The 19,525-nt window shown below is 64.0% G+C and carries 16 protein-coding genes and 1 pseudogene; 9 read left to right on the top strand and 8 right to left on the bottom strand.

The genetic code is table 11. The features are described 5' to 3' along the window. Nucleotides 1-116: 116 nt before the first annotated feature. The 3 genes from QXZ85_RS11160 to QXZ85_RS11150 form a co-directional block, all read right to left on the bottom strand. A complete protein-coding gene (locus tag QXZ85_RS11160) occupies nucleotides 117-998 on the bottom strand; it encodes a glycosyltransferase family 2 protein (RefSeq protein ID WP_315763963.1) in 882 nt (293 codons plus the stop codon). A 113-nt stretch (nucleotides 999-1,111) separates the two neighbouring features. Next, a complete protein-coding gene (locus QXZ85_RS11155; protein ID WP_316174090.1) occupies nucleotides 1,112-2,710 on the bottom strand; it encodes a glycosyltransferase in 1,599 nt (532 codons plus the stop codon). A gap of 81 nt (nucleotides 2,711-2,791) precedes the next feature. Next, the gene (locus tag QXZ85_RS11150) at nucleotides 2,792-4,141 is read right to left on the bottom strand and encodes an MFS transporter (protein WP_315701800.1); all 1,350 of its coding nucleotides are present in this window, start codon (nucleotides 4,139-4,141) and stop codon (nucleotides 2,792-2,794) included. Nucleotides 4,142-5,119: 978 nt separating this feature from the next. Between QXZ85_RS11150 and greA the strand changes: the two genes are divergently transcribed. After that, complete coding sequence (greA, locus tag QXZ85_RS11145) at nucleotides 5,120-5,602, top strand: transcription elongation factor GreA (RefSeq protein WP_315701801.1); 483 nt, start codon at nucleotides 5,120-5,122, stop codon at nucleotides 5,600-5,602. Nucleotides 5,603-5,637: 35 nt separating this feature from the next. Here greA and QXZ85_RS11140 read toward each other — a convergent pair whose 3' ends face one another. Continuing rightward, entirely contained in the window at nucleotides 5,638-5,832 is a 195-nt protein-coding gene (locus QXZ85_RS11140) for a hypothetical protein (protein WP_315701802.1), read from the bottom strand. 53 nt (nucleotides 5,833-5,885) lie between these two features. Next, entirely contained in the window at nucleotides 5,886-6,194 is a 309-nt protein-coding gene (locus QXZ85_RS11135) for a hypothetical protein (protein WP_315701803.1), read from the bottom strand. Nucleotides 6,195-6,492: 298 nt separating this feature from the next. On the opposite strand from QXZ85_RS11135, the gene QXZ85_RS11130 reads away from it, so the two are divergent. The 3 genes from QXZ85_RS11130 (at nucleotide 6,493) to QXZ85_RS11120 (ending at nucleotide 7,307) form a co-directional block, all read left to right on the top strand. After that, a complete protein-coding gene (locus tag QXZ85_RS11130; RefSeq protein WP_315767576.1) occupies nucleotides 6,493-6,744 on the top strand; it encodes a hypothetical protein in 252 nt (83 codons plus the stop codon). A gap of 128 nt (nucleotides 6,745-6,872) precedes the next feature. Then, entirely contained in the window at nucleotides 6,873-7,007 is a 135-nt protein-coding gene (locus QXZ85_RS11125) for a hypothetical protein (RefSeq protein WP_315742355.1), read from the top strand. Nucleotides 7,008-7,022: 15 nt separating this feature from the next. Then, nucleotides 7,023-7,307 carry a hypothetical protein gene (locus tag QXZ85_RS11120; RefSeq protein ID WP_315701806.1) on the top strand — a complete coding sequence of 95 codons (285 nt, stop codon included), beginning with the start codon at nucleotides 7,023-7,025 and terminating at the stop codon, nucleotides 7,305-7,307. Nucleotides 7,308-7,450: 143 nt separating this feature from the next. Here QXZ85_RS11120 and QXZ85_RS11115 read toward each other — a convergent pair. Both QXZ85_RS11115 and QXZ85_RS11110 read right to left on the bottom strand, forming a co-directional pair. Then, nucleotides 7,451-9,426 (bottom strand): annotated as a pseudogene (locus QXZ85_RS11115) (SPFH domain-containing protein). 303 nt (nucleotides 9,427-9,729) lie between these two features. Beyond that, nucleotides 9,730-10,560, bottom strand: coding sequence for a hypothetical protein (locus QXZ85_RS11110; protein ID WP_315728930.1), 831 nt, complete (start codon nucleotides 10,558-10,560; stop codon nucleotides 9,730-9,732). A 242-nt stretch (nucleotides 10,561-10,802) separates the two neighbouring features. Between QXZ85_RS11110 and QXZ85_RS11105 the strand changes: the two genes are divergently transcribed. The 4 genes from QXZ85_RS11105 to QXZ85_RS11090 all read left to right on the top strand — a co-directional run bounded on the left by QXZ85_RS11105 (nucleotide 10,803) and on the right by QXZ85_RS11090 (nucleotide 14,623). Beyond that, nucleotides 10,803-11,141: a Rieske (2Fe-2S) protein gene (locus QXZ85_RS11105; RefSeq protein WP_315742354.1), complete on the top strand. Its 339-nt coding sequence runs from the start codon at nucleotides 10,803-10,805 to the stop codon at nucleotides 11,139-11,141. Next, entirely contained in the window at nucleotides 11,138-11,614 is a 477-nt protein-coding gene (locus QXZ85_RS11100) for a J domain-containing protein (RefSeq protein ID WP_315701809.1), read from the top strand. Before QXZ85_RS11105 ends, QXZ85_RS11100 begins: the two co-directional genes overlap by 4 nt. 180 nt (nucleotides 11,615-11,794) lie before the next feature. Next, nucleotides 11,795-12,514: a hypothetical protein gene (locus tag QXZ85_RS11095; protein WP_315728918.1), complete on the top strand. Its 720-nt coding sequence runs from the start codon at nucleotides 11,795-11,797 to the stop codon at nucleotides 12,512-12,514. An 84-nt stretch (nucleotides 12,515-12,598) separates the two neighbouring features. Further along, nucleotides 12,599-14,623, top strand: a complete 2,025-nt coding sequence (locus QXZ85_RS11090; protein WP_315701811.1) for a YgiQ family radical SAM protein — start codon at nucleotides 12,599-12,601, stop codon at nucleotides 14,621-14,623. A gap of 152 nt (nucleotides 14,624-14,775) precedes the next feature. Here QXZ85_RS11090 and QXZ85_RS11085 read toward each other — a convergent pair whose 3' ends face one another. After that, nucleotides 14,776-16,302 carry an FAD-dependent oxidoreductase gene (locus QXZ85_RS11085; RefSeq protein WP_315765528.1) on the bottom strand — a complete coding sequence of 509 codons (1,527 nt, stop codon included), beginning with the start codon at nucleotides 16,300-16,302 and terminating at the stop codon, nucleotides 14,776-14,778. 527 nt (nucleotides 16,303-16,829) lie between these two features. Here QXZ85_RS11085 and QXZ85_RS11080 point away from each other — a divergent pair. Next, a complete protein-coding gene (locus QXZ85_RS11080; protein WP_315765529.1) occupies nucleotides 16,830-19,277 on the top strand; it encodes an acyltransferase family protein in 2,448 nt (815 codons plus the stop codon). The last annotated feature ends 248 nt before the right edge of the window (nucleotides 19,278-19,525 follow it).

Below are 19,525 nucleotides of genomic sequence, written 5' to 3'. Positions count from 1 at the left end.
TGACTGAAGCCATTTGGCGTCCGTCATCGGATGACACGTTCTGGTTCGACCGGCAATAGACCCGGTCTCGGCGTTCGTTCTGCCTGGCAACAGAGGCCCCGCTCTGGGACTCCGGGTCAACCCGCCGCGCGAAGGCGCACCCCCTGTGCAAGCTCGGCGAGGCCGCCGATCGTCGCCGACGAGTTCTCCCTCAACTCGCGGAGGTCGTAAGCCAGGTTGGCGATGGTCCCGAGCCCGACCCTGCCTGCCGCCAGATCCTGGCGCAGCAAGGCATTGAGGATGCGCGCTTCAACCTCTATGTGGCTCTGTAATCCCGCCTTCACCGAATTACCGAACTGCTCGCCAACATCGGCAGGGCGCAAATGATAATTGGCGAGAACGCGCGGCACGACCTGGATGTCGAACTGCGATAGCAGGCGCATGTAGAAGTCCCAATCGCCGAGAACGGGAAGCTCCTCACGATAGAGACCCAGCGTATCGTGCACGCCGGCTCGATACAGGAACGAGATCGGCGGAATGAAATTCCGCGATGCCATCCGGAACAGCGTCACGTTGCGCATCCAATGATTAAACGGACGCACGCCCTTGCGTGTGATCGTGCCGCCGAGCACGACTTCGTCGATACATTGAGTGTGGCAGACCACGCCGGCCACCGACGCCGGCTGGCGATCGAGCGCGGCGACCATGGTCGGCAGAAAGCCGTCATGCCAGCTATCATCATCGTCGTGAACGACGAGGAGTTCGCCGCGAGCGGCCCGAACCCCGGCGTTGGCTGCGGCCCAGCGCCCCTTGGACTCGGCGTGATGGATCACCGAGACGCGGTTGCGCACCCCTTCGGGAATCTGGGTGAGCAGACCGTCCAGCGCCTCGGCATCGCCGCCGTCATTGACGATGACGATCTCCCAATCCTGAAAATGCTGCTGCTGTACGCTGAGCAGGCTGCGCGCCAGGAAGACCAGGCGGTCCTTGGTGCGGGTGATGACGGAGACGCGCGGCATGGGATGACCTAATTCGCAAGCATCATGGGGGCGAAGTTATCGCCCGCCTCGGGCGCGAGCGCAGGAGCCTTCATCGCCACCTCAGCGACGGCCTTGTCGAACACGAGCAGGGTCTAGTCGGCGCCGATCTGCTGCAGATGATAAGTATCGACTGCGCTCAAGGTGAGACCGAGCACGGCGGCAGCATTGCGATAGGCATCGAGCGAGCGCCAGCGCACATGCCGGGCAGCGCTCGGTGTGTCCGGGAAATGCTCAAGAACCAGCAGCCGACCGCCGGGCCTCAACGCGCTTGCGAGCGCCTTGAGGCCGCGCGCCCATAATTCGTCATCGACGATGTGGAAGAACACGTCCATGCAGATGGCGACGTCGACCGGCGGCACCGCGACCTGGTCGAAGGCGCCCGCGATGAACGTGCCGTTCGGCACACGAATGCGGGCTTCTCCGATCGCGGTCTCGGAGAAATCGACTCCGATCACGTCGAAGCCGAGGGCGGCACAGAGCGCAGAGACGAGACCGATGCCGCAGCCGGCATCGAGCAGGAGCTTGCCGTTCGGCTCGGGGAATTTCTCAAGCAGTGCCCCGCGCAGACGCTCGGCATTAGCAGCATAATCCGCCTGATTCTGTCCGTCGCTCAGGCCGATATGACCGACGCTGCGGATCGAACCCTTGAACGAAACATGCCGCTGCTCCCAATAGGCGCGCGGGTCGAACGCCGCCGATCTGTCGAGCGCGCCGAGCAGCCCGCGGACGGCCCGCTCCTGGCGCGAGACCGAATAGCGCTCGACGACGAACGACCGATAAGCGTTGGATTGGGCTTGTAGAATGCGCGCGACGGCCTGATCGACGCTGGCGAACAGCGCGTCTTGAGGCCAGGTCTTGGCGGCGCCGGGATAGTCGTGCACCACCGGCCAGCAACCGCTCGCCATCGCTTCGCCGATGTTCATGCCAAAGCTTTCATAGAGCGTGGTGGAGAGCAGCACGCCCTTGTCGCGGTACCAATGCTCGATATCGGCGACCCGCCCGTAGAAGCTGATGGACCGGCTGAGGTCCATCGCGCCGATCAGATGATCCAGGTAGCGCGCCGTGCGCGCGCAGCTGACCTCGCCCGCCACATGGAGGTGATAACGCGGATCGATATCGACCAAGCGGCGCAGGATCTGCAGCGCCAGCATCGGATTCTTCTTCATCGCGACATCGCCGACCCAGGCGATGCGAAAGGGATCGCCTGCATCCGGCCCAGGCGCAAAGCGATTGCAATCGATGCCGTTTGAGATCACCGAGTGGCTGACGTGCTTCGGCAGGTCAGGCAGCTGCTTGAACAGTTCGTCGCGGATATCCTCGCTGACGAAGATAAGATGATCGACCGCCTCCCATTTCACCTGGTGCGGAAAGCGGCCGTCGATCACCTCGGTCGAATGCAGCCGAACGATGACTTTCTTGGCCTGCGCGCGCATGTCGACGCGGTTGGTGGCCCAGACCGCATGCTCCAGACACCATTCCAGCCAGACGATATCGGCCCAGGCGATCGCCTCGAGCAGTTCGCGCTCGTTGCGAGAATGCAGGAAGCGGATGTCGTGGTCAGGCGCAAGATAGGCGATGATGTCGCGCAGGAACGAGAGCTCCTGCGGCTTCAAGATGTCGAGAAAGGCGATGCGCGGACGCCGGCCGGTGTCCGCGCCGGATGCGGATTGCTTGAACGCCTGATGATCCATGACATGCCTGCCCGTGCCGGCCGAAACAGCCCTGGATCTGAAACGTAACCTCGCGCTGAATCAGGCGAGAAATTTGTCTGGTCAGGCGTCGATGTCGATGTGCTGCGTCTCCTTGCCGATCAGAAGCGCGATCAACGTCAACACGGCCATCGCGGAAAGATAAAGACCGACCAAGAACGGGGAGCCGCCGCCGGCGCTCCATAGCGCGATCGCAATGAACGGCGCGACCGCAGCACCAAGGATGGACGACACATTGTAGGAAATGCCCGAGCCGGTATAGCGCACATTGGCGGGAAACAGTTCCGGCAACAGCGCGCCCATCGGGCCGAAGGTCATGCCCATCAGCGCAAAGCCGAGGACGAGCCAGGCCATTACGCCGACGAAACCCGCCTTCAGCATCGGCACCCAGAGCAGGCCGAAGACCGCGATCGCCGAGGTCACGGCGATCAGGGTCTTGCGGCGGCCGTGACGATCGGCCCAGGGGCCGGACACGAGGGTGAAGATTCCGAAGAACACGACGCCGACGATCATCATCAGCACGAAGCTGCGATAATCATAGCCGAGGCCCGGCAGCGGCGCGCTCACCGCGGCGCGACCGTAGGACAGCGAGAACGTGGTCATCAGGTAGAACAGCACATAGGTCGCAAGCATGTAGAAGGTGCCGAGGATCAGCTCCCGCCAATAGGTGCGCAACGCGGCCGCGAGCGGCAGCTTGTGCACCGCCCCGGTCCGCACCGCCTTCTCGAAGGCTTTGCTTTCGACCAGATTGAGTCGCACCCACAGGCCCACCACGACCATCACGGCCGAGAACAGGAACGGGATGCGCCAGCCCCAGGCGAGGAACGCCTGCGACGGCCGCGACGGATCGCCCGACGGCAGCATCGCGGCGATGATTAGGAACAGGCCGTTGGCGATGATGAAGCCGATCGGCGCGCCGAGTTGCGGGAAGGTGCCGAAAATGGCGCGCTTGCCCTTGGGCGCGTTCTCGGTGGCGACCAGCGCTGCACCGCTCCACTCGCCACCGAGCGCAAAACCTTGCGCGAGACGGAGCACGACGAGCAGAGCCGGCGCGATCCAGCCGGCGACCGGAAAGGTCGGCAGCACGCCGATCAGGAATGTGGCGATGCCCATCGTAAGCAGCGCGCCGACGAGGGTGATCTTGCGGCCGCGCTTGTCGCCGAGATGGCCGAAGAATACCGCGCCGAGCGGGCGCGCGATCATGGCCGCGCCGAACACGGCAAAGGAGGCGAGCAGCGCCGTGGTGTCATTGCCGGCGGGGAAGAACAGGTGCGGGAACACCAGCACGGCCGCGGTGGCGTAGACGTAGAAGTCGTAGAACTCGATGGTGGTGCCGACGAGGCTCGCCAGGATGACGCGGGAGCGTGGATTGAGCGGGACGGCGGGAGAGGTCTCGATGGCGACGGTCGACATTGACGTGTTAAAAACTCCTCATTCGCGCGGGAGAGGAGCCCGCGCGAGCCGGCAGATGACGGTCCATGACCCGGAATGGGGGCTCTGATGGCACAGCGGGGCGGCCCCGTAACCCCTTGACAATGCAGAGCTCGCATGCAGCCGTGGCTGCTCATTGGCACTCGCCGGCTCTGGATTTTACCCGCGGCTTTCTGCCCGGCGACCGGAACGACCTCTACGAGACGTTCAACAGGGGCCCACAAGGCATTCGAGGGTTTGCTCAGGCGCCCGTTGGTCGGAGGCCCGCGAACTGATGGAGCGCTGGTGCAAGCTCAACGATGACGCAGCCGCCGCCGCGCCGCGCGACCGGTGCGCAACGAACGGGCTCGATCTCGAAGCGAGACTCCGTCGCGGATCGGCAGATCTCCATCCGGCTGTGGCATGCGCGTAACAGGCGGGTAGCGCCGCCCGTTGCTTGCTAGACGATGCCAAGGAGCGGCCCTGGAGCAGGTGCTCAGGAACCGGACGCCGGGCCCTTCGAGCACGGGTCGTCGGGCATGGGCCGCCAGACCTGCGATCCTGTCCTTCAGCCCGGCGAGGGCTGCTGACATCGAGCGGCCCAAACTGACCACCCACCGAAACGGTCGTTGGGAAGCTGCCCGGCGCCTGTCCACGCTGGCCTCGCCTCGGGTGGAAATAGCGGTTGGACGACGGTCCTGATCCTCGCCAGCACCAGCAAGACCGGCTGGCATCATCGGTCGATGGGACTTTTCCGAGGGCCCCACCACGATCAGGAGTTTACGCATGCGTCTCACCTTCGGCCCACTCCGGCCGATCCGGCGGGCCTTCGGCCGCGAACATGGTTTATCGGCGCTGACTGAAGCCTGTCGGCCCATGTCAGCGAATTGTCAGCTTGGCGACCTTGCAGGTCGTTCGCCGCGGCTTACGTCAGCATAGGGCGGACAAGCCGCCCACGATGCATTGAGACGGAGTTCAGGATTGAGCGTCGCCTTCACGAAGGAAGAAAGTGCCGAGACCGCGTCCGAGACGCTGCTTCCGGATCGCCCGATCTCGCCGCATCCGAACCTGGTCACCGAGGCGGGGCTGAAGGCGCTGGAAGCGCAGCTTCGAGAGGCGCGCGAGGCTTACGACGCCGCGCAGAAAATCGAGGACGTGAACGAGCGACGGCGTCAGGCCGCGGTCCCGCTGCGCGATATGCGCTACTTTTCGGCACGGCTGCGAACCGCCCAACTTGTTCCCAGTCCGACATCCACCGACACGGTCGCCTTCGGCAGCACCGTCACCTTCAGCCGCGGCGACGGCCGCGTGCAGACGTACCGCATCGTGGGAGAAGACGAAGCAGATCCGAAGGCCGGATCGATCTCCTTCGTATCACCGGTGGCGAGGTCCATGATGGGGAAGGCCGTGGGGGACGTGGTCGGCTCAGGGCAGCAAGAACTCGAGATCATCGCCATCGCGTAGCGTGTCAAGTGTAAGGCTGCGATCTTCCGAAGCCGCTATGCCGGCTGCCTTCTCGTCTTCTTCTTGACCGGCGGTGGATCGATCTCGGCAATCCTGCGCACACATTCGGCCGACGACCCATGCGGGCCCGACACGAAGGTGCCGCTGACCTTGGTCGCGTACCAACCGGAAACGACACCGAGACGAAGCGCCTCCTCCGTTTGGACGTGACGCGGCGAGAGATTTTGCATGATATACTTTCGGTGGCGCGCTCGATTTGGCATCGAGCACAGGGGCAGCGGGTTCAGTCGTCGGAGCCAGGGACCGCCGAAAGCCGGGCGAAGTCCGCCACGATGGCCGCGATCAGATCGCGATGGTGGGTATCATTGGCCGCAAGGCTTGCAGCATACAGGTTCAGCACGTAGCGCGCCTTTGCTGCCGCCTCCGCCCACGAGGTCGCAGGCGCGGACAGAAGTTGGTCCTCGATCGCGGCTTGCTGGTCCCGTAGAACCTTTGCGTTCGCTTCAACGTCTGCAAGCACGCGCCGGATATCAGTCGCCTTCTGCGCGGCGATGCCGCGATGCTTGTCGAGATCGATCGGCGGCTCATTCATGTGGCGGCGTCGCTATGATGGGCATCAGACAATTCCGGCGGAGGGATCGAGACCATCATCCATCGATGAGGTTCCCGTCGCGAACGCGTCATCATCAACCTGCGTTCCCGGCGTTGCGAGCTCAACATGTCTGGGCATCGCCGTACCATGCGCGCTTTCAAGCCAAATAGCCACTCCTTTTCTCTCAGCCACTTGGCGGTGGCCATCCAACACGCTCCTACGGGATGCAGATCGCGATCCAAACAAATGATTAGCTATTGGGCGAAAAAGGGCGCACAGTTCTGAAAAGGGAGTCTCGATGTCGCGCCAGACGCACTTCCTGGTTCAAGCTTTCGACCCTGCGAAAGGGGATCAATTGAAGGCTGGCGCGCCGATCATGTGCCGTTCGGAAGATGGTGCGCGTCGAACCGCCGAAAAGCTCGCGCTGACCAAGGCCGGAGTGGTCGCCTTTTCAACATCCTCTGACGTCGAAACCGGTGACTATGACGATCAGCCCGTGGTGTTCTTTCGCGCCGGTCGGGTGCCGGATGAATTCGATTCGATGCCGTGATGATATCGACCCCGGCAGCACTTTTCGAAGCCCGCTGACCTGGCGTCCACCATCGCTCTCGATGCACGGCCGGCAACGATAATCCGACCTCAACACCTGCCCATCATCATACGTGAGGAGACATCGACATGGCCAAAGGCGAGCAGAGAGGCAATCGGGAAGCCAAGAAACCAAAAAAGCAGAAGATCAAGGCGATCGCCGCAGCGCCGAGCCAAAAGGTCGGCGCGTGGCAGCCGACATTCGGCTCCAGCAAGAAGAAATAGAGAAGGTCTTTCACTTTGAGACATGAGTTCCACGTAGGCCAGTTCGTCGAACTGAAGCCGAACCTGATGCGTGCGGCCGCGACAGGCGCGTACGAAATCATACGCTTGATGCCGGAACCCGAGATCAGCTCGGAAAGCCCGCGCTATCGCATCAAGAGCAGCGCGGAGATCCATCAGCGGATCGTTCCTGAAAGCGATCTCACGCTCGCGACGGGTCCTACCGCGCGATCATCAATAGACATGTTGCGAGAGGTCTTTTTGGCGACGCCCATTATGAGCCTTCCGACGCTCGAAGGTTGATGCGCCCTTGGAAACGATGCCGCGCCAACGCGCCGGCGCAGCTCCAGGATCCCCACCCTGATTTCATGACGGGAAGATAGGCTTGCACGTCGTATCGACATGCAAGCCTTGTTCTTAGCTAAAGATCAATCGACCGTCGCAGCTCACCGCGCCGCCCGCGGCGCCTCGGCCTTCAACCTCTCCAGCGCATCCGGCATCATGCGGCCGAACATCGAGCTGAGCATCGCGGTCGGGATCAGGCCGGCGCTGCCGGTCTCCTGCCCCTGCCCGCCCGACATCAGGAACTGCGGCACCAGGGGCTGGTTGATCCGGGTCAGCGCGTCCGCGAACTTGGCGAAGTTCTGCTCGGCCAGGCGGAACTCCGGGCCGCCATAGGCATCGACCGACAGCTTGGTGGCCTGGGCGTTGGCGGCTCCGACCGCAAGCACACGATCGGCCTCGCCCTGGCCCTCCAGCCGCGACTGCTCGCCGACCGCGGCCGCCGTGACCTTGCGCGTCTCGGCGTCCTTCTGCGCCCGCGCGAGTGCCGCCGCGCCTTCGTTCTCATTGACCTTGATCTGGATCAGCGACTGCGTCAGCGCCGATTGCGCCGCCGCCGTCGCCTTGGCTTCGTTCAGCGTACGCTCCTGGATCGCGGCCTTCTCCTGCTCCTGGAAGGTCTCGACCTGCTCGCGCGCGACCTGGCGCATGCGCAGCTGGATCAGGATGTTCTCGATAGTCTGGTCGCCGGGCGCGGCGCGCGGCGTCCCGATCAGGACCTCCTGCAGATCGAGCGAATAGGCCTCGAACTTGACCTTCATCACGGAGGCGGATTCCTCCTGGATCGCGGCGCGGTTCTGCAGCAGCTCGATCAACGTCATTTTCTGCGCGATGTTCTTGAAGAAGGCGCTGACCATGGGATCGAGCGTCTGCTCGACCAGCTTCTTCACGTCGCCGAAACGCTGGATGATCATCGGCGCCTTCTTGTAGTCGATATGCATCACGACCGAGAGCGGCAGCGTCGGCTCGAACGCATCCTTGGTGATCAGCGATATCTCCGACAGGTTCTCGTCGAGCTTCATCGCGCCGACTTCGCCGCGCACCCACTTCAGAATGAAATTGACCGTCGGGATGATCTCGATCTTACCGGCGTAGGTGTTGAAGGCATATTTGCCCGGCAGCAGCGGATCCTTCCAGACGCCGCGGCTGCCATTGGAGACAAGCTCGCCGTGGCGATATTGCTCGCCTGACACGTCCGCCGTGCGCGGGCCCGTGTAGAAGATGACGACGCCGACATTGCCGACCGGGATGACCGTCTTCGGCACGGCTTCGACGGTCGCGAACAGCCGGTTGATATACCAGGTCCCCTCGACGATGACCTGAAGCTGGCGCCCGCGATAGCCGCCGGCTGCGAGGAATTTCTCCGGCTCCTGGTAGTTGTTGTGAAACGTCGCCTCGTCGTCGAGCGCGATGCCGACCTCCGGCGCGATGATCTCGCCGGGCGGTAACGACGGCCCATCATGCACGGTGACGACACCGACGAGATCGTGATCGGCGGCAAGGATCACCGGCGTGAAGCCCCAACGCTCGGCGATGGTGAGCTGCATGCCGTCGAGCACCGTGCGCTCCTGTGCGCTCAGGGCGTGACCATAGACCCGCTCATCGGTGATGATCGCAAACTGCGTGGTGTTGATGGCATAGGTGCCTTCACGCAGGATCTTGCGCTGCGGTCCCTTCTGGCCGCCAGCGGACAGAAAGCGCCTCGCGTCCTCGAAGTCGGACTTGTCCTCGCCGTCATTGGCGCCGAGCACCTGCGAGGCGCCAAGCGGCGCGCCGTCGCGCGCGAACACATAGGCGATCTTGCCCTGGCCGACCGTAACGAGATCGGAGCGGTGGATCCGGTACATGAAGGGGAAGAACAGGTGCAGGCCGCCACGCAGCACTTCGGGCTCGTAACCGGCCTCGCCGTTCAGCGCGATAAGCCTTCGGCGACAGAACCGCGGAAGGTCCAGAGCTTCTCGACGATGCCGACCTGATTGTTCGGAATGTAGCAGAAAGTGTTGGAGAGCTTGAGCAGCGCAAGCAGCACAATAACGGCAGCGGCCCAGAGGGCCGGCTGGATCAGACTGTTAGGATCCATGATGACAACTCCAATGTCGCGCGATGTCAGCGCGGCTGCTGATGCAGCCCGCGCCATCGGGCGATCGCGCCGTTCAATATCGGCGCGCGAGAGCTAGGCATTGCAGCGGGATTTCCCAGACACCGGCGGCAAATTCTGCTCGATACTTTGGTCTATTCCGAAGCGCCGGCGTTCAAGCTAACAACTCAAGCTGAAAATAAATCATCTGGGACGATGAACCGGGGTCCCGGATCGGCGACTCATACGGACGACCGGTGCGGCCTCCTGCCCGCCCTTCGGACATGCCGCATCATGCGCGCGACCTCATGGATTCAACACGCCGCGCAGGAATTGGGCGGTCCGCGCGCGCACTTCGGGCCGGTTCAGAATCGTATGCACGTCCGCATCGATCACCATGACCTCCGCCTTCGGATCGGCCTTCAGCGCCGCGCCACAGGAGCCGGTGACGCTCCGGTCCTTATTCCAGGGATTGGCGGCCGAGAAATAAGGATCACGGGCCGCGATCGCGTTCAACACCGGCTCCTTCGCGCCGACGCCGAGCCGCGGCTCGGTGACGAAGTAGTTGCTCTCGCACGACCATGAATAGATCAACCGCGCCGCGGCCTCCTTGCCGGCGTAACGACCGACCGCCACCGCGCCTTCGCTGGTGCCGGCAAGAACGAGGCGCAGCCGATCCACCCAGCTCCACTCGCGCGAGGCCTTCACGGCGTGATCGAGTTCGGCGAGGCGCAGCGCATGCACGCGCTCGTAGGTATCGACGTCGACCGGCGAGGTGTAGGTCAGCCGATCGGGAATCGCGAGGCTATCGGGCGCGACCGAGGCGACGCCGAGCTCGTCAGCGAGCCAGACCTGAAATTCCTTCACGGCCGGCGCCACGCCGCTGGAGCCGTGCATCACGATGACGAGCGGCGCGATGCCGATCACATCGGGCGCTTCTTCCGCGTGTCCCTCCCAGCGCCGCCCGCCGACCAGCATGGCCGGCAGCACCAGATTGGCCTTGGCCCAGGTCAGCGCCAGATTGTCGGGCGAGGGCTCCAGCATCGTCCCCTTGATCTCACCGGGCTTGTCGGCGGCGAAGGCGGCAGAGGCGACCAGCAGCGCTGCGAAAGCAAACAAGAAACGCGATACGGACATGGTCAACGTGACCTCATGCGGGGTGAAGAACGCCCACGCATCCGGCACGCGCAGCGCACGCTTCCATCCCACGCCATCGCGATCCGAACAAGCCGCCTCGCGCTCCCGCGCATATCGCATCGTCCGGCTCGTCGCATTTCCGACATTGTGGCGCGAGGAAGCGCCGCAAGGCGTGCTTTTTCGCTGGTCCGAAACTTGCGTGATGACCGGTTCGAGAGGCTTAACTGTCGAAAGGCGACGCGATGGCGTTCACCTCTGTCTGTCCTGCCAATGCCGTGGGCGAAGGCGGCATGAGCCTGTTTCAGGTCGGCCGCAAGAGCGTGCTGCTGGTCTGGCCGGCTGGCGGCGAGCTCAAGGCCTATCGCGGACGCTGCCCGCACGCGGACATGCCTCTGACGGATGCGAGCTTCGACGGCACCACCGTCACCTGCCCGATTCATCATTGGGGCTTCGACGGCAGAAGCGGCAAATGCGTCACCCATATCGTCCGCAACGTGCTGCATCCCTACGAGCTCCGCATCGAAGGCGATGAGATCCAGGTCGATCTCGGGCCGGCCAAGCCAGCCCGCGCGCCGGCGTGACCGACACGGCACAATGGGTGGTCTGGAACGGCTCGCTCGGTGTCGTGGACATGGCGACGATCGGCCGGATCGAGCACGGCGAAAATGGCCGGCGCGCCTGGCTCGCGCCGCCCTATGATGTGGTCGGGCCGTTCAGTCTCGACGAACTCGATACGGAGGGCCGCATCGCCTTCGGCGCCTGCCTGGTCATGTCGCGCCAGCGGTGGCGGGAGGACCAGGCCGGCTTGCGCAGCGAGGCCCGGAAGGCGCGCCGTGCGCTTCTGCAGCGGGCCAATGGCGATGACGACAGCGAATTCCGCGAAGCGCTGGCGCTGCCGCTCGAGGGCGTGCTGACAGCCTCTGAGATCAAGGCTGCGTTTCGGCAGAAGGCCAAGACGGCGCATCCGGATGGCGGCGGCAGCAGCGCGCTTTACCGCCGCATCACGGCAGCTCGCGATGCCTTGCTCAGCCAGTGCGAGAAAGCGCCGATCTGATCTCCGGCCGGACCTCGACTTGCACTGCAATAGATCGCTGAACAGACGCTGTAGCCCCTGGCCGCTCCGAAAATTTGACCGCATCTGATCCGGATATTGACGCGATCTGATCCAAGAATCGACCTGTGCTGCTGTCGTTATTCCCACAAGCGAGAAGCGACCGAAGGGGGAATTGCGATGATGAGCCACCTGCAATCGATGACGCAAAGGCTCGCTGTGACCATGCTGCTCGGCTGCGCAGTGTCCCTCGCCGGACTTGGCGCCTCGCATGCGGCGACCCCGAATGCGTCCGGGATGACCACTGTCAACGGATTGCCATGCAACGAGCTCTGCAAGGCGTATATGTCCTGGTCCGATCGGATGATGGCGAAATTCCTTCCGCCCCATCCCCAGTTGCGGTCGCAGGCGCGAGCCCAGCCTCAATCGCAAGCGCGGACTGCCGTTCATGAGCGCAAGCTGGAGCGGAAGCTTCATCATGCGGCTGCGGCACGCCGGTTGGGCCTGAATTCGTTCGCGCAAATTCCCAAGCCGAACGATGCGAATCCGCGCGATGTAGCGCCGCAATCCACGGAGACGCCGCGCGTCGAAGCTGCGTCCCCGGCGCCGGCCAATCCGATCGCCGACCGCTTTCCGGCCCAGGCGCTTGCGACTCGAGCGCTTCCGGTCCAGGCGCTCGTGAGCGCCCCAGCCGCCGACAGCGCCCGCAGCGACCTTCCGGAAAGCGGGGCAGTCTCGGCGACGGATGCCGCCTCTGCACCGCAGGCGACCGACACGACCGCCGAAAGCGACCAGGAGACCCGTTTTCCGGTGTCGCTGGCGCTCGCGCTGAGCGCCTTCGTGGCCTTCCTGGCCTGGGGTTGGTTCAGGGACAGGACCCAGACCGCGAACGCGATGCACTGAGGCCGGATCATTCCGGCCGCGGCGGCCTTCGAAGCGGCGTCTCGCGCGGTTGAACTTGCAGGTGCGGAGTCTTATCCATGGACAATGGAAAGCCTCACCGCAGCCCCCCTGAGTTCCTGGCCCCGCCACCGGACGGCCCCCAAGAAGCCGGCGCCGTTCCTGCCGATGAGCCGCGCCGAGATGGACGCGCTCGGCTGGGACGCCTGCGACATCGTGCTGGTGACGGGCGATGCCTATATCGACCACCCCTCCTTCGGCATGGCGATCATCGGCCGCCTGCTCGAAGCGCAGGGCTTCCGCGTCGGCATCATAGCCCAGCCGGACTGGCAATCGGCCGAACCGTTCAAGGCGCTGGGCCGCCCCCGCGTGTTCTTCGGCGTCACCGGCGGCAACATGGACTCCATGGTCAACCGCTACACCGCGGACCGACGGCTGCGCCATGACGACGCCTATACGCCGAACGGCGAGGGCGGCAAGCGGCCGGACCGCTGCACGCTGGTCTACGCCCAGCGCTGCCGCGAGGCGTTCAAGGATGTGCCGATCATCCTCGGCGGCATCGAGGCTTCGCTGCGCCGGATCGCGCATTACGACTACTGGTCCGACAAGGTGCGCCGCTCGGTGCTGGCCGACGCCAAGGCGGATCTCCTGCTCTACGGCAATGCCGAACGCGCCGTGGTCGAGGTGGCCCACCGGCTCGCTGCCGGCGAAGCGCCGCGCGAGCTGAACGATATCCGCGGCGTCGCGCTGTTCCGCCGCGTGCCCGAAAATACCACCGAGCTGCATGCCGACGATCTGGATTCCGCCGACGAAGGCGCCGCGCGCCAGAAGGGCGAGGTCGTGATCCGGCTGCCGTCCTGCCAGCAGGTCGAAACCGATCGCGAAGCCTATGCGCGCGCCTCGCGCGTGCTGCACCGGGAGAGCAATCCGCACAATGCGCGGCCGCTGGTCCAGCGCCACGGCGATCGCGATTTGTGGCTCAATCCACCGCCGATCCCGCTGACCATGGCGGAGATGGACTCCGTCTACGATCTGCCCTACGCCCGCGCGCCGCATCCGTCCTACGGCGATGCCAAGATCCCGGCCTGGGAGATGATCCGGTTCTCGGTGACGATCATGCGCGGCTGCTTCGGCGGCTGCACCTTCTGCTCCATCACCGAGCATGAGGGCCGCATCATCCAGAGCCGCTCGGAAGGCTCCATCCTGCAGGAGATCGAACGCATCCGCGACAAGACGCCGGGCTTCACCGGCGTCATCTCCGACATCGGCGGCCCCACCGCGAACATGTACCGGATGGCGTGCAAGGACCCGAAGGTCGAGGCCGCATGCCGGCGGCCAAGCTGCGTCTTTCCCGAGATCTGCCCGAACCTCAACACCTCGCATGACGACCTGATCCGGCTCTATCGCAAGGTGCGCGAAGTCAAGGGCGTCAAGCGCGTGATGGTCGCCTCCGGCGTGCGCTACGATCTCGCGGTCGAGAGCCCCGCCTACATCAAGGAGCTGGTGACGCATCACGTCGGCGGCTATCTGAAAATCGCGCCGGAACATACCGAGCGCGGCCCGCTCGACAAGATGATGAAGCCCGGCATCGGCGCCTATCACCGCTTCAAGCGGATGTTCGATGCCGCAGCAGAGCAGGCGGGTAAGAAGTATTATCTCATTCCCTACTTCATCGCCGCGCATCCCGGCACCAGCGACGAGGACATGATGAACCTCGCGCTGTGGCTCAAGAAGAACCGCTACCGCGCCGACCAGGTGCAGACCTTCCTGCCCTCGCCGATGGCGACGGCAACCGCGATGTATCACACCGGCGTCAATCCGCTGCGCGGCGTGCGGCGCGGCGGCAGCGAGAAGGTCGAGGCGATCAAGGGCCTGCGGCAACGGCGGCTTCACAAGGCCTTCTTGCGCTATCACGACCCGGACAACTGGCCGGTGCTGCGCGAGGCGCTGAAGGCGATGGGCCGCAGCGACTTGATCGGCTCGCGTCCCGACCAACTCGTGCCCGCGCACCAGCCGCCCGGCACCGGCAAGGCCGCCGGCACGCGACGGCCCGTGCGCCCTGAACCGCGCCCACAGCGCTTCACGACCAAGGGCGTGCGAGTCAGGAAGTAGCGCTGGGGTCACGGCTGGCGGCCTCGCCGAAAGAGCGCATCGCATTCTCCGCTGTCGTCCCGGGCTTGAGGCTTGATCTTTCCAGCCAGCTTTTTCCGAGGCAACCGGCAGCCTCCGCATTGGCGCATTGGCACGCACACATTTGCCCCCATTTACCGTATCGGATTTTGCTCCATCTCCAGCTCGGCCTTGAGGCTGTCGATGTCGCGGTAGATCGAGGCGACCGCGAGCACGCGGCCCGCGCGCTTGTAGCGCAGCACGCAGTCCTTCGCCTTGATCTCACCCTCGACCGCGATCTCGTCCCATGTCTCGGCATGACCGACATAGTTGATCGGCACGTCGTAATGCTGACTCCAGAAGAACGGCACCGCGTCGAAGGGCTCGTTCAGTCCGAGCATATTGCGAGCAGCGGTCTGGCCCTGCCGTTCGGCAACTACCCAATGTTCGACGCGGATGCTGTCGCCGGAATATCGGTCGGGCCAGCGTGCGATATCACCCGCTGCAAAGATGCCCGGCAGACTGGTTTCGAGATTCGCGGTGACGATGACGCCGCGATCGACCTTGAGGCCGGCCTGCTCGGCCAGATCGAGGCGAGGCTTCACGCCGATGCCGACCACGACGAGGTCGGCTTCGAGCGTGCTTCCGCCCTTGAGGCTGACCTTCCTGCCGTCGATCTCCGTCACGCCATCCTGCAGATGAAAGACGACGCCATGCTCCTCGTGGAGCGCACGCACGAAATCGCCCATGTCAGGCCCTAGGATGCGCTCCATTGGCCGCCGCTCAGGCGCGACCACATGCACCTCGATGTCACGTTCGCGCAGCGCGGCGGCAACTTCGAGACCGATGAAACTCGCGCCGATCACAACGGCGCGCTTTGCCGTCGCTGCGCCCGCGATGATCGCGCGACAGTCGGCCAGCGTGCGCAACGTGTGAACATGCGGCTGGTCCGCGCCCGGGATCTTCAGCTTGACCGGCTCGGCGCCGGTCGCGAGCAGCAGCCGGTCAAACGGCACGGTCTTGCCGTCACCAAGCACCACATGCCGCGCTTTCCCGTCGATGGCCGCGACCCGTGTGCGCAGCCGAAGACCGATGTTCAATTCGGAATAGAAATCATCCGGCCGGAGCGGCACCCAATCCTCGGGCGCCTTGCCGGCCAGATAATCCTTGGACAGGTTCGGGCGATCCACCGGCGGCGCCTCATCGTTGCTGAGCATGGTGATCTCGCCGCCGTAACCGTCGCGGCGCAGCATCTCTGCCGCGGCAAAGCCTGCAGCGCCCCCGCCGATGATGACGATGCGACGCGGTGCGTCGGCCGGCGGCGTCCTGGCCGGACCTGTGTGATCGCGCTTACACCGCACGACAACGCGGTCGGCCGCCTGTTCGACCTGCCAGACGGACAGCGACGAGAGCGCAGGGGCACGCATCGCCTCGCCGGTGCGCAAATCGAAGCAGGCGTGATGCCAGGGGCAGCGGACGCTGGCGTCGACGACGAGGCCGTCGGCGAGCGGGCCGTGATAGTGGCTGCAGAATGCGTCGATCGCGAAAGTGTCGGAGCCCGTGCGCACCAGCAGCACGGCCTCCTTGTCCACGTGACCGAGCAGCATGCCGTTCTTGAAATCGCTCAACGACACGCCGAGCGCGAGATCCGGACCTTCCAGCTTGCCTTCGTCGTCGGACATGGCGGATGCCTCCTTCGCTGGAGCATGATCCGGAACGGTGCGAAGCGTTTTCCGAAAAGATCATGCTCATTCAAACCTAGAGCGTGACGGCGCTTCGACGCGATCCCGTCCCCACTCCCGCGTCGGCTCCGGCAGATCAGAGCTGCCTTGCCACCAAGCCACAATCGGACAATCGGTTCCTCCGGTTCAAAAGGCCGTGCTGACAACGCGCCGCTCGAACTCTGCACACGCGCACAAGCGCGGTCCCGCGGCGCATCAGCGCCCGGGGTTGTGCAGTTCGTCTGCCCTCGAAAATGCGAGAGGGCGCAGGGAAGGCCGGACCTCGACTGAGGCCCGTGGCCCGCCTGCGGAAAAAATGCAGGCGGCAGGTACCACAGGTCCAGCCGGACGAGCCCGGCCTTCCCTGCGCGATGGTTTTAACGGCTGCTTCGCGATCTCCCCGGTGCGCCGGGCTTGTTGGCCACCGTTTGCGCATGCTGCTTTCGCATCAGCGCGACCTCAGCGTCGGGAGGTCAGGACCACGCGACTTGACCGTCCGCATCGAACTTGCTCGCCGGCCCGCAAATGCAAAGCCCCAAATCCGATGCGTCCACCGCTCCCCGCTGCTACGCCTCGTGACGATCGGCCGAAACGTCCCTCTTCATCGCGGCGGGATAAGCGAGATCATCGTCGTGATTTGCCCGACATGGCAAGGCCAGGGACGTGCGACAGACTGGCACGACGGGCAGTTTGCGCAGGGAGGTCATGCGGAACATGCCCGTCGGGCGGATGATTGCACGGGTTGCGGATCGCAACACCGCGGGCCGCCACGTCGCTCCGAAGCGGCCATCCTCCCTGATTGCTTTGGCTGCCCCCTCCCGATCGAACGGCAAAAAACCTCGCGCATTGATTGCCGACGGGGCGAGCAAAAGCTAAACCACGGCCGGATCGTGGGGGAAAAGCACATGCACGCGCCAGTTGCCGATTCGAAACCGAGTCTGATCCATGGCACGGCGTACAGGCCGGATATCGACGGACTTAGAGCCGTTGCCGTCATCTCGGTCGTCGGGTTCCACGCCTTCCCTCATGCGCTTCGCAGCGGATTCGTCGGGGTCGACATCTTCTTTGTCATATCCGGATTTCTGATCACCTCGATCATCGTCGCGGACCTCGCCAACGGATCGTTCCATCTTTCGACATTTTACGCTCGTCGCGTCAGGCGCATTTTCCCGGCCCTGATCCTGGTTCTCTTCACGGCACTCTTGCTCGGCTACGTGTTTCTATACACCGACGAATACAAGGAGCTTGGCAAGCAGGTCGTTGCGAGCGCCGGATTTGCCGCGAACCTGTTGTTCTGGAAGGAGGCGAACTATTTCGACGTGGCTGCGGAAACGAAGCCGTTGCTGCACCTGTGGTCGCTGGGTATCGAAGAGCAATATTACATCGTTTGGCCGGCGCTCTTATGGCTGTGTTGGCGGACAAAGAAGCGCGCTCTGCCGTACCTCGTGGGGCTGCTGTTCATCGCATCGTTTCTGCTTAACATCAGAGCGACGAGTCTCAGCCCGGCAGAGGCGTTCTACTCGCCGCTCACGCGAGCATGGGAGCTGTTCGCAGGCGGCTTGGTGGCGATCGCATCGTCCCAACACACCAAACGGCCATTCGGCTTTATCCCTGACGCCCGCCTTCGAATGCCCGTTTCCGATCTGCTCGCAATTTCAGGGCTGGTTCTATTGGCGGCGAGCCTGATCCTGATTTCAAAAAATACTCCGTTTCCGGGCTGGGCTGCATTGATGCCTGTCATCGGCACCTGCATGCTTGTCGGCGCCGGACCGTACAGCTGGGTGGCCCGGCACGTTCTTGCGCATCCCATTCTGGTCGGAGTCGGGCTGATCAGCTACCCGCTCTATCTCTGGCACTGGCCTCTGCTCGTCTTTACTCGCGCCTGGCTCGGCGGGGCGGGCTCCGCGCCGGTCCGTTCCGGCGTCGTCGTGCTCAGCGTGGGATTGGCTTGGATCACGTACAGGTTTCTGGAACAGCCGATTCGTTCTGGTCGATCCGCCTTGCGATCGGTCCCCTTGCTGGGCGGTACGTTGGCGACGCTCGCGGGAGTCGGCGCCCTGGCCATGATCTATGGCTGGACCATTCATCCAGGCGATATCGACAGCTACGCAGCCTATTTCGATTCATTTCGCACCGGCGCATCGCCGGCTCGCGAAGAGATGGTGGAGGTCAACCAAAACCAGTGCAACTTCTACAACTTCGAGAGTCCGCTGCCGACGCGGGTTCCCCGCGCCGCGATCAGCCCGGATTGCTACACCAGCCACTCCCACAGAACGGTGCTCCTGTGGGGCGACTCCCATTCGGCACATCTGTTTTACGGCCTGCGGAAAACGCTGCCGTCCGACGTATCCTTGCTGCTGACCTATGCTTCGGGGTGCCGCCCACACCCGATCGACGTGACGAAGCTGGAAACGGACTACTGCGAAAAGTCCAACGCGTTTGCGCTATCGACGATACGGCAGGTCGTCCCCGATGTCGTGGTCATCTCCTTCAACAACTCCTTCGACGCGGAATATCTGCGGCAGGTGTCGCGCGAGATCAGACAGCTCGGCGTGAAGAGGGTGATCGTTCTCGGACTGGTACCTCACTGGGAGCCGGTTCTCTTCAAGGTGGTCATGCAGCATTATTGGGAGCTCACCCCATCACGAATCTCGACGCATCTCGACCAGCACGCGCTCGACATCGATAAGGCATTCCGAAGCGAGCTCCAGGCGAACGAGCCTTTCGAATACCAGAACCTGTTCGACTTCTTCTGCAACGCAGAAGGCTGCCTCATCTATCTCGACCGCAACCGGCGCGAAGGCCTCGTGAGCTTCGACAATGCGCACCTGCGGCCTCGAGCGTCCCTTTACCTTGCTGAGCACCTGCTTACGCCGTTGATCCAGCGCGACGTCCAGCCACCGGCCGACGCGCGGGGGAGCGCTGTCGCGAAGTGACCAGGAGGGAGGGAATTACGATGACGACGCCTTGGCTTCCCTCGCGCCCGGCTCGTAAGCCTGGTTAGTCCAGCAAGGCGCAGCCCGCCATCTCATTAAGAACATGGCGGGTTACGCGGCCGCGGACGAACTCCGGACAAATTCGGACGTGTTTGGGCGCGGTCGCTACCCCGCCCACGATCTGCTGCAGTTGATAGCGCAAGCCGAGGCCGGCACGCGAACGGCCGGAGCAACGGAAGGATCGGGGT

This window comes from Bradyrhizobium sp. SZCCHNGR1005 (assembly GCF_032489995.1).
Lineage (GTDB): Bacteria > Pseudomonadota > Alphaproteobacteria > Rhizobiales > Xanthobacteraceae > Bradyrhizobium.
The sequence above is the reverse complement of the archived record's forward strand: the minus strand, read 5'-3'. Positions and strand labels throughout refer to the sequence as shown.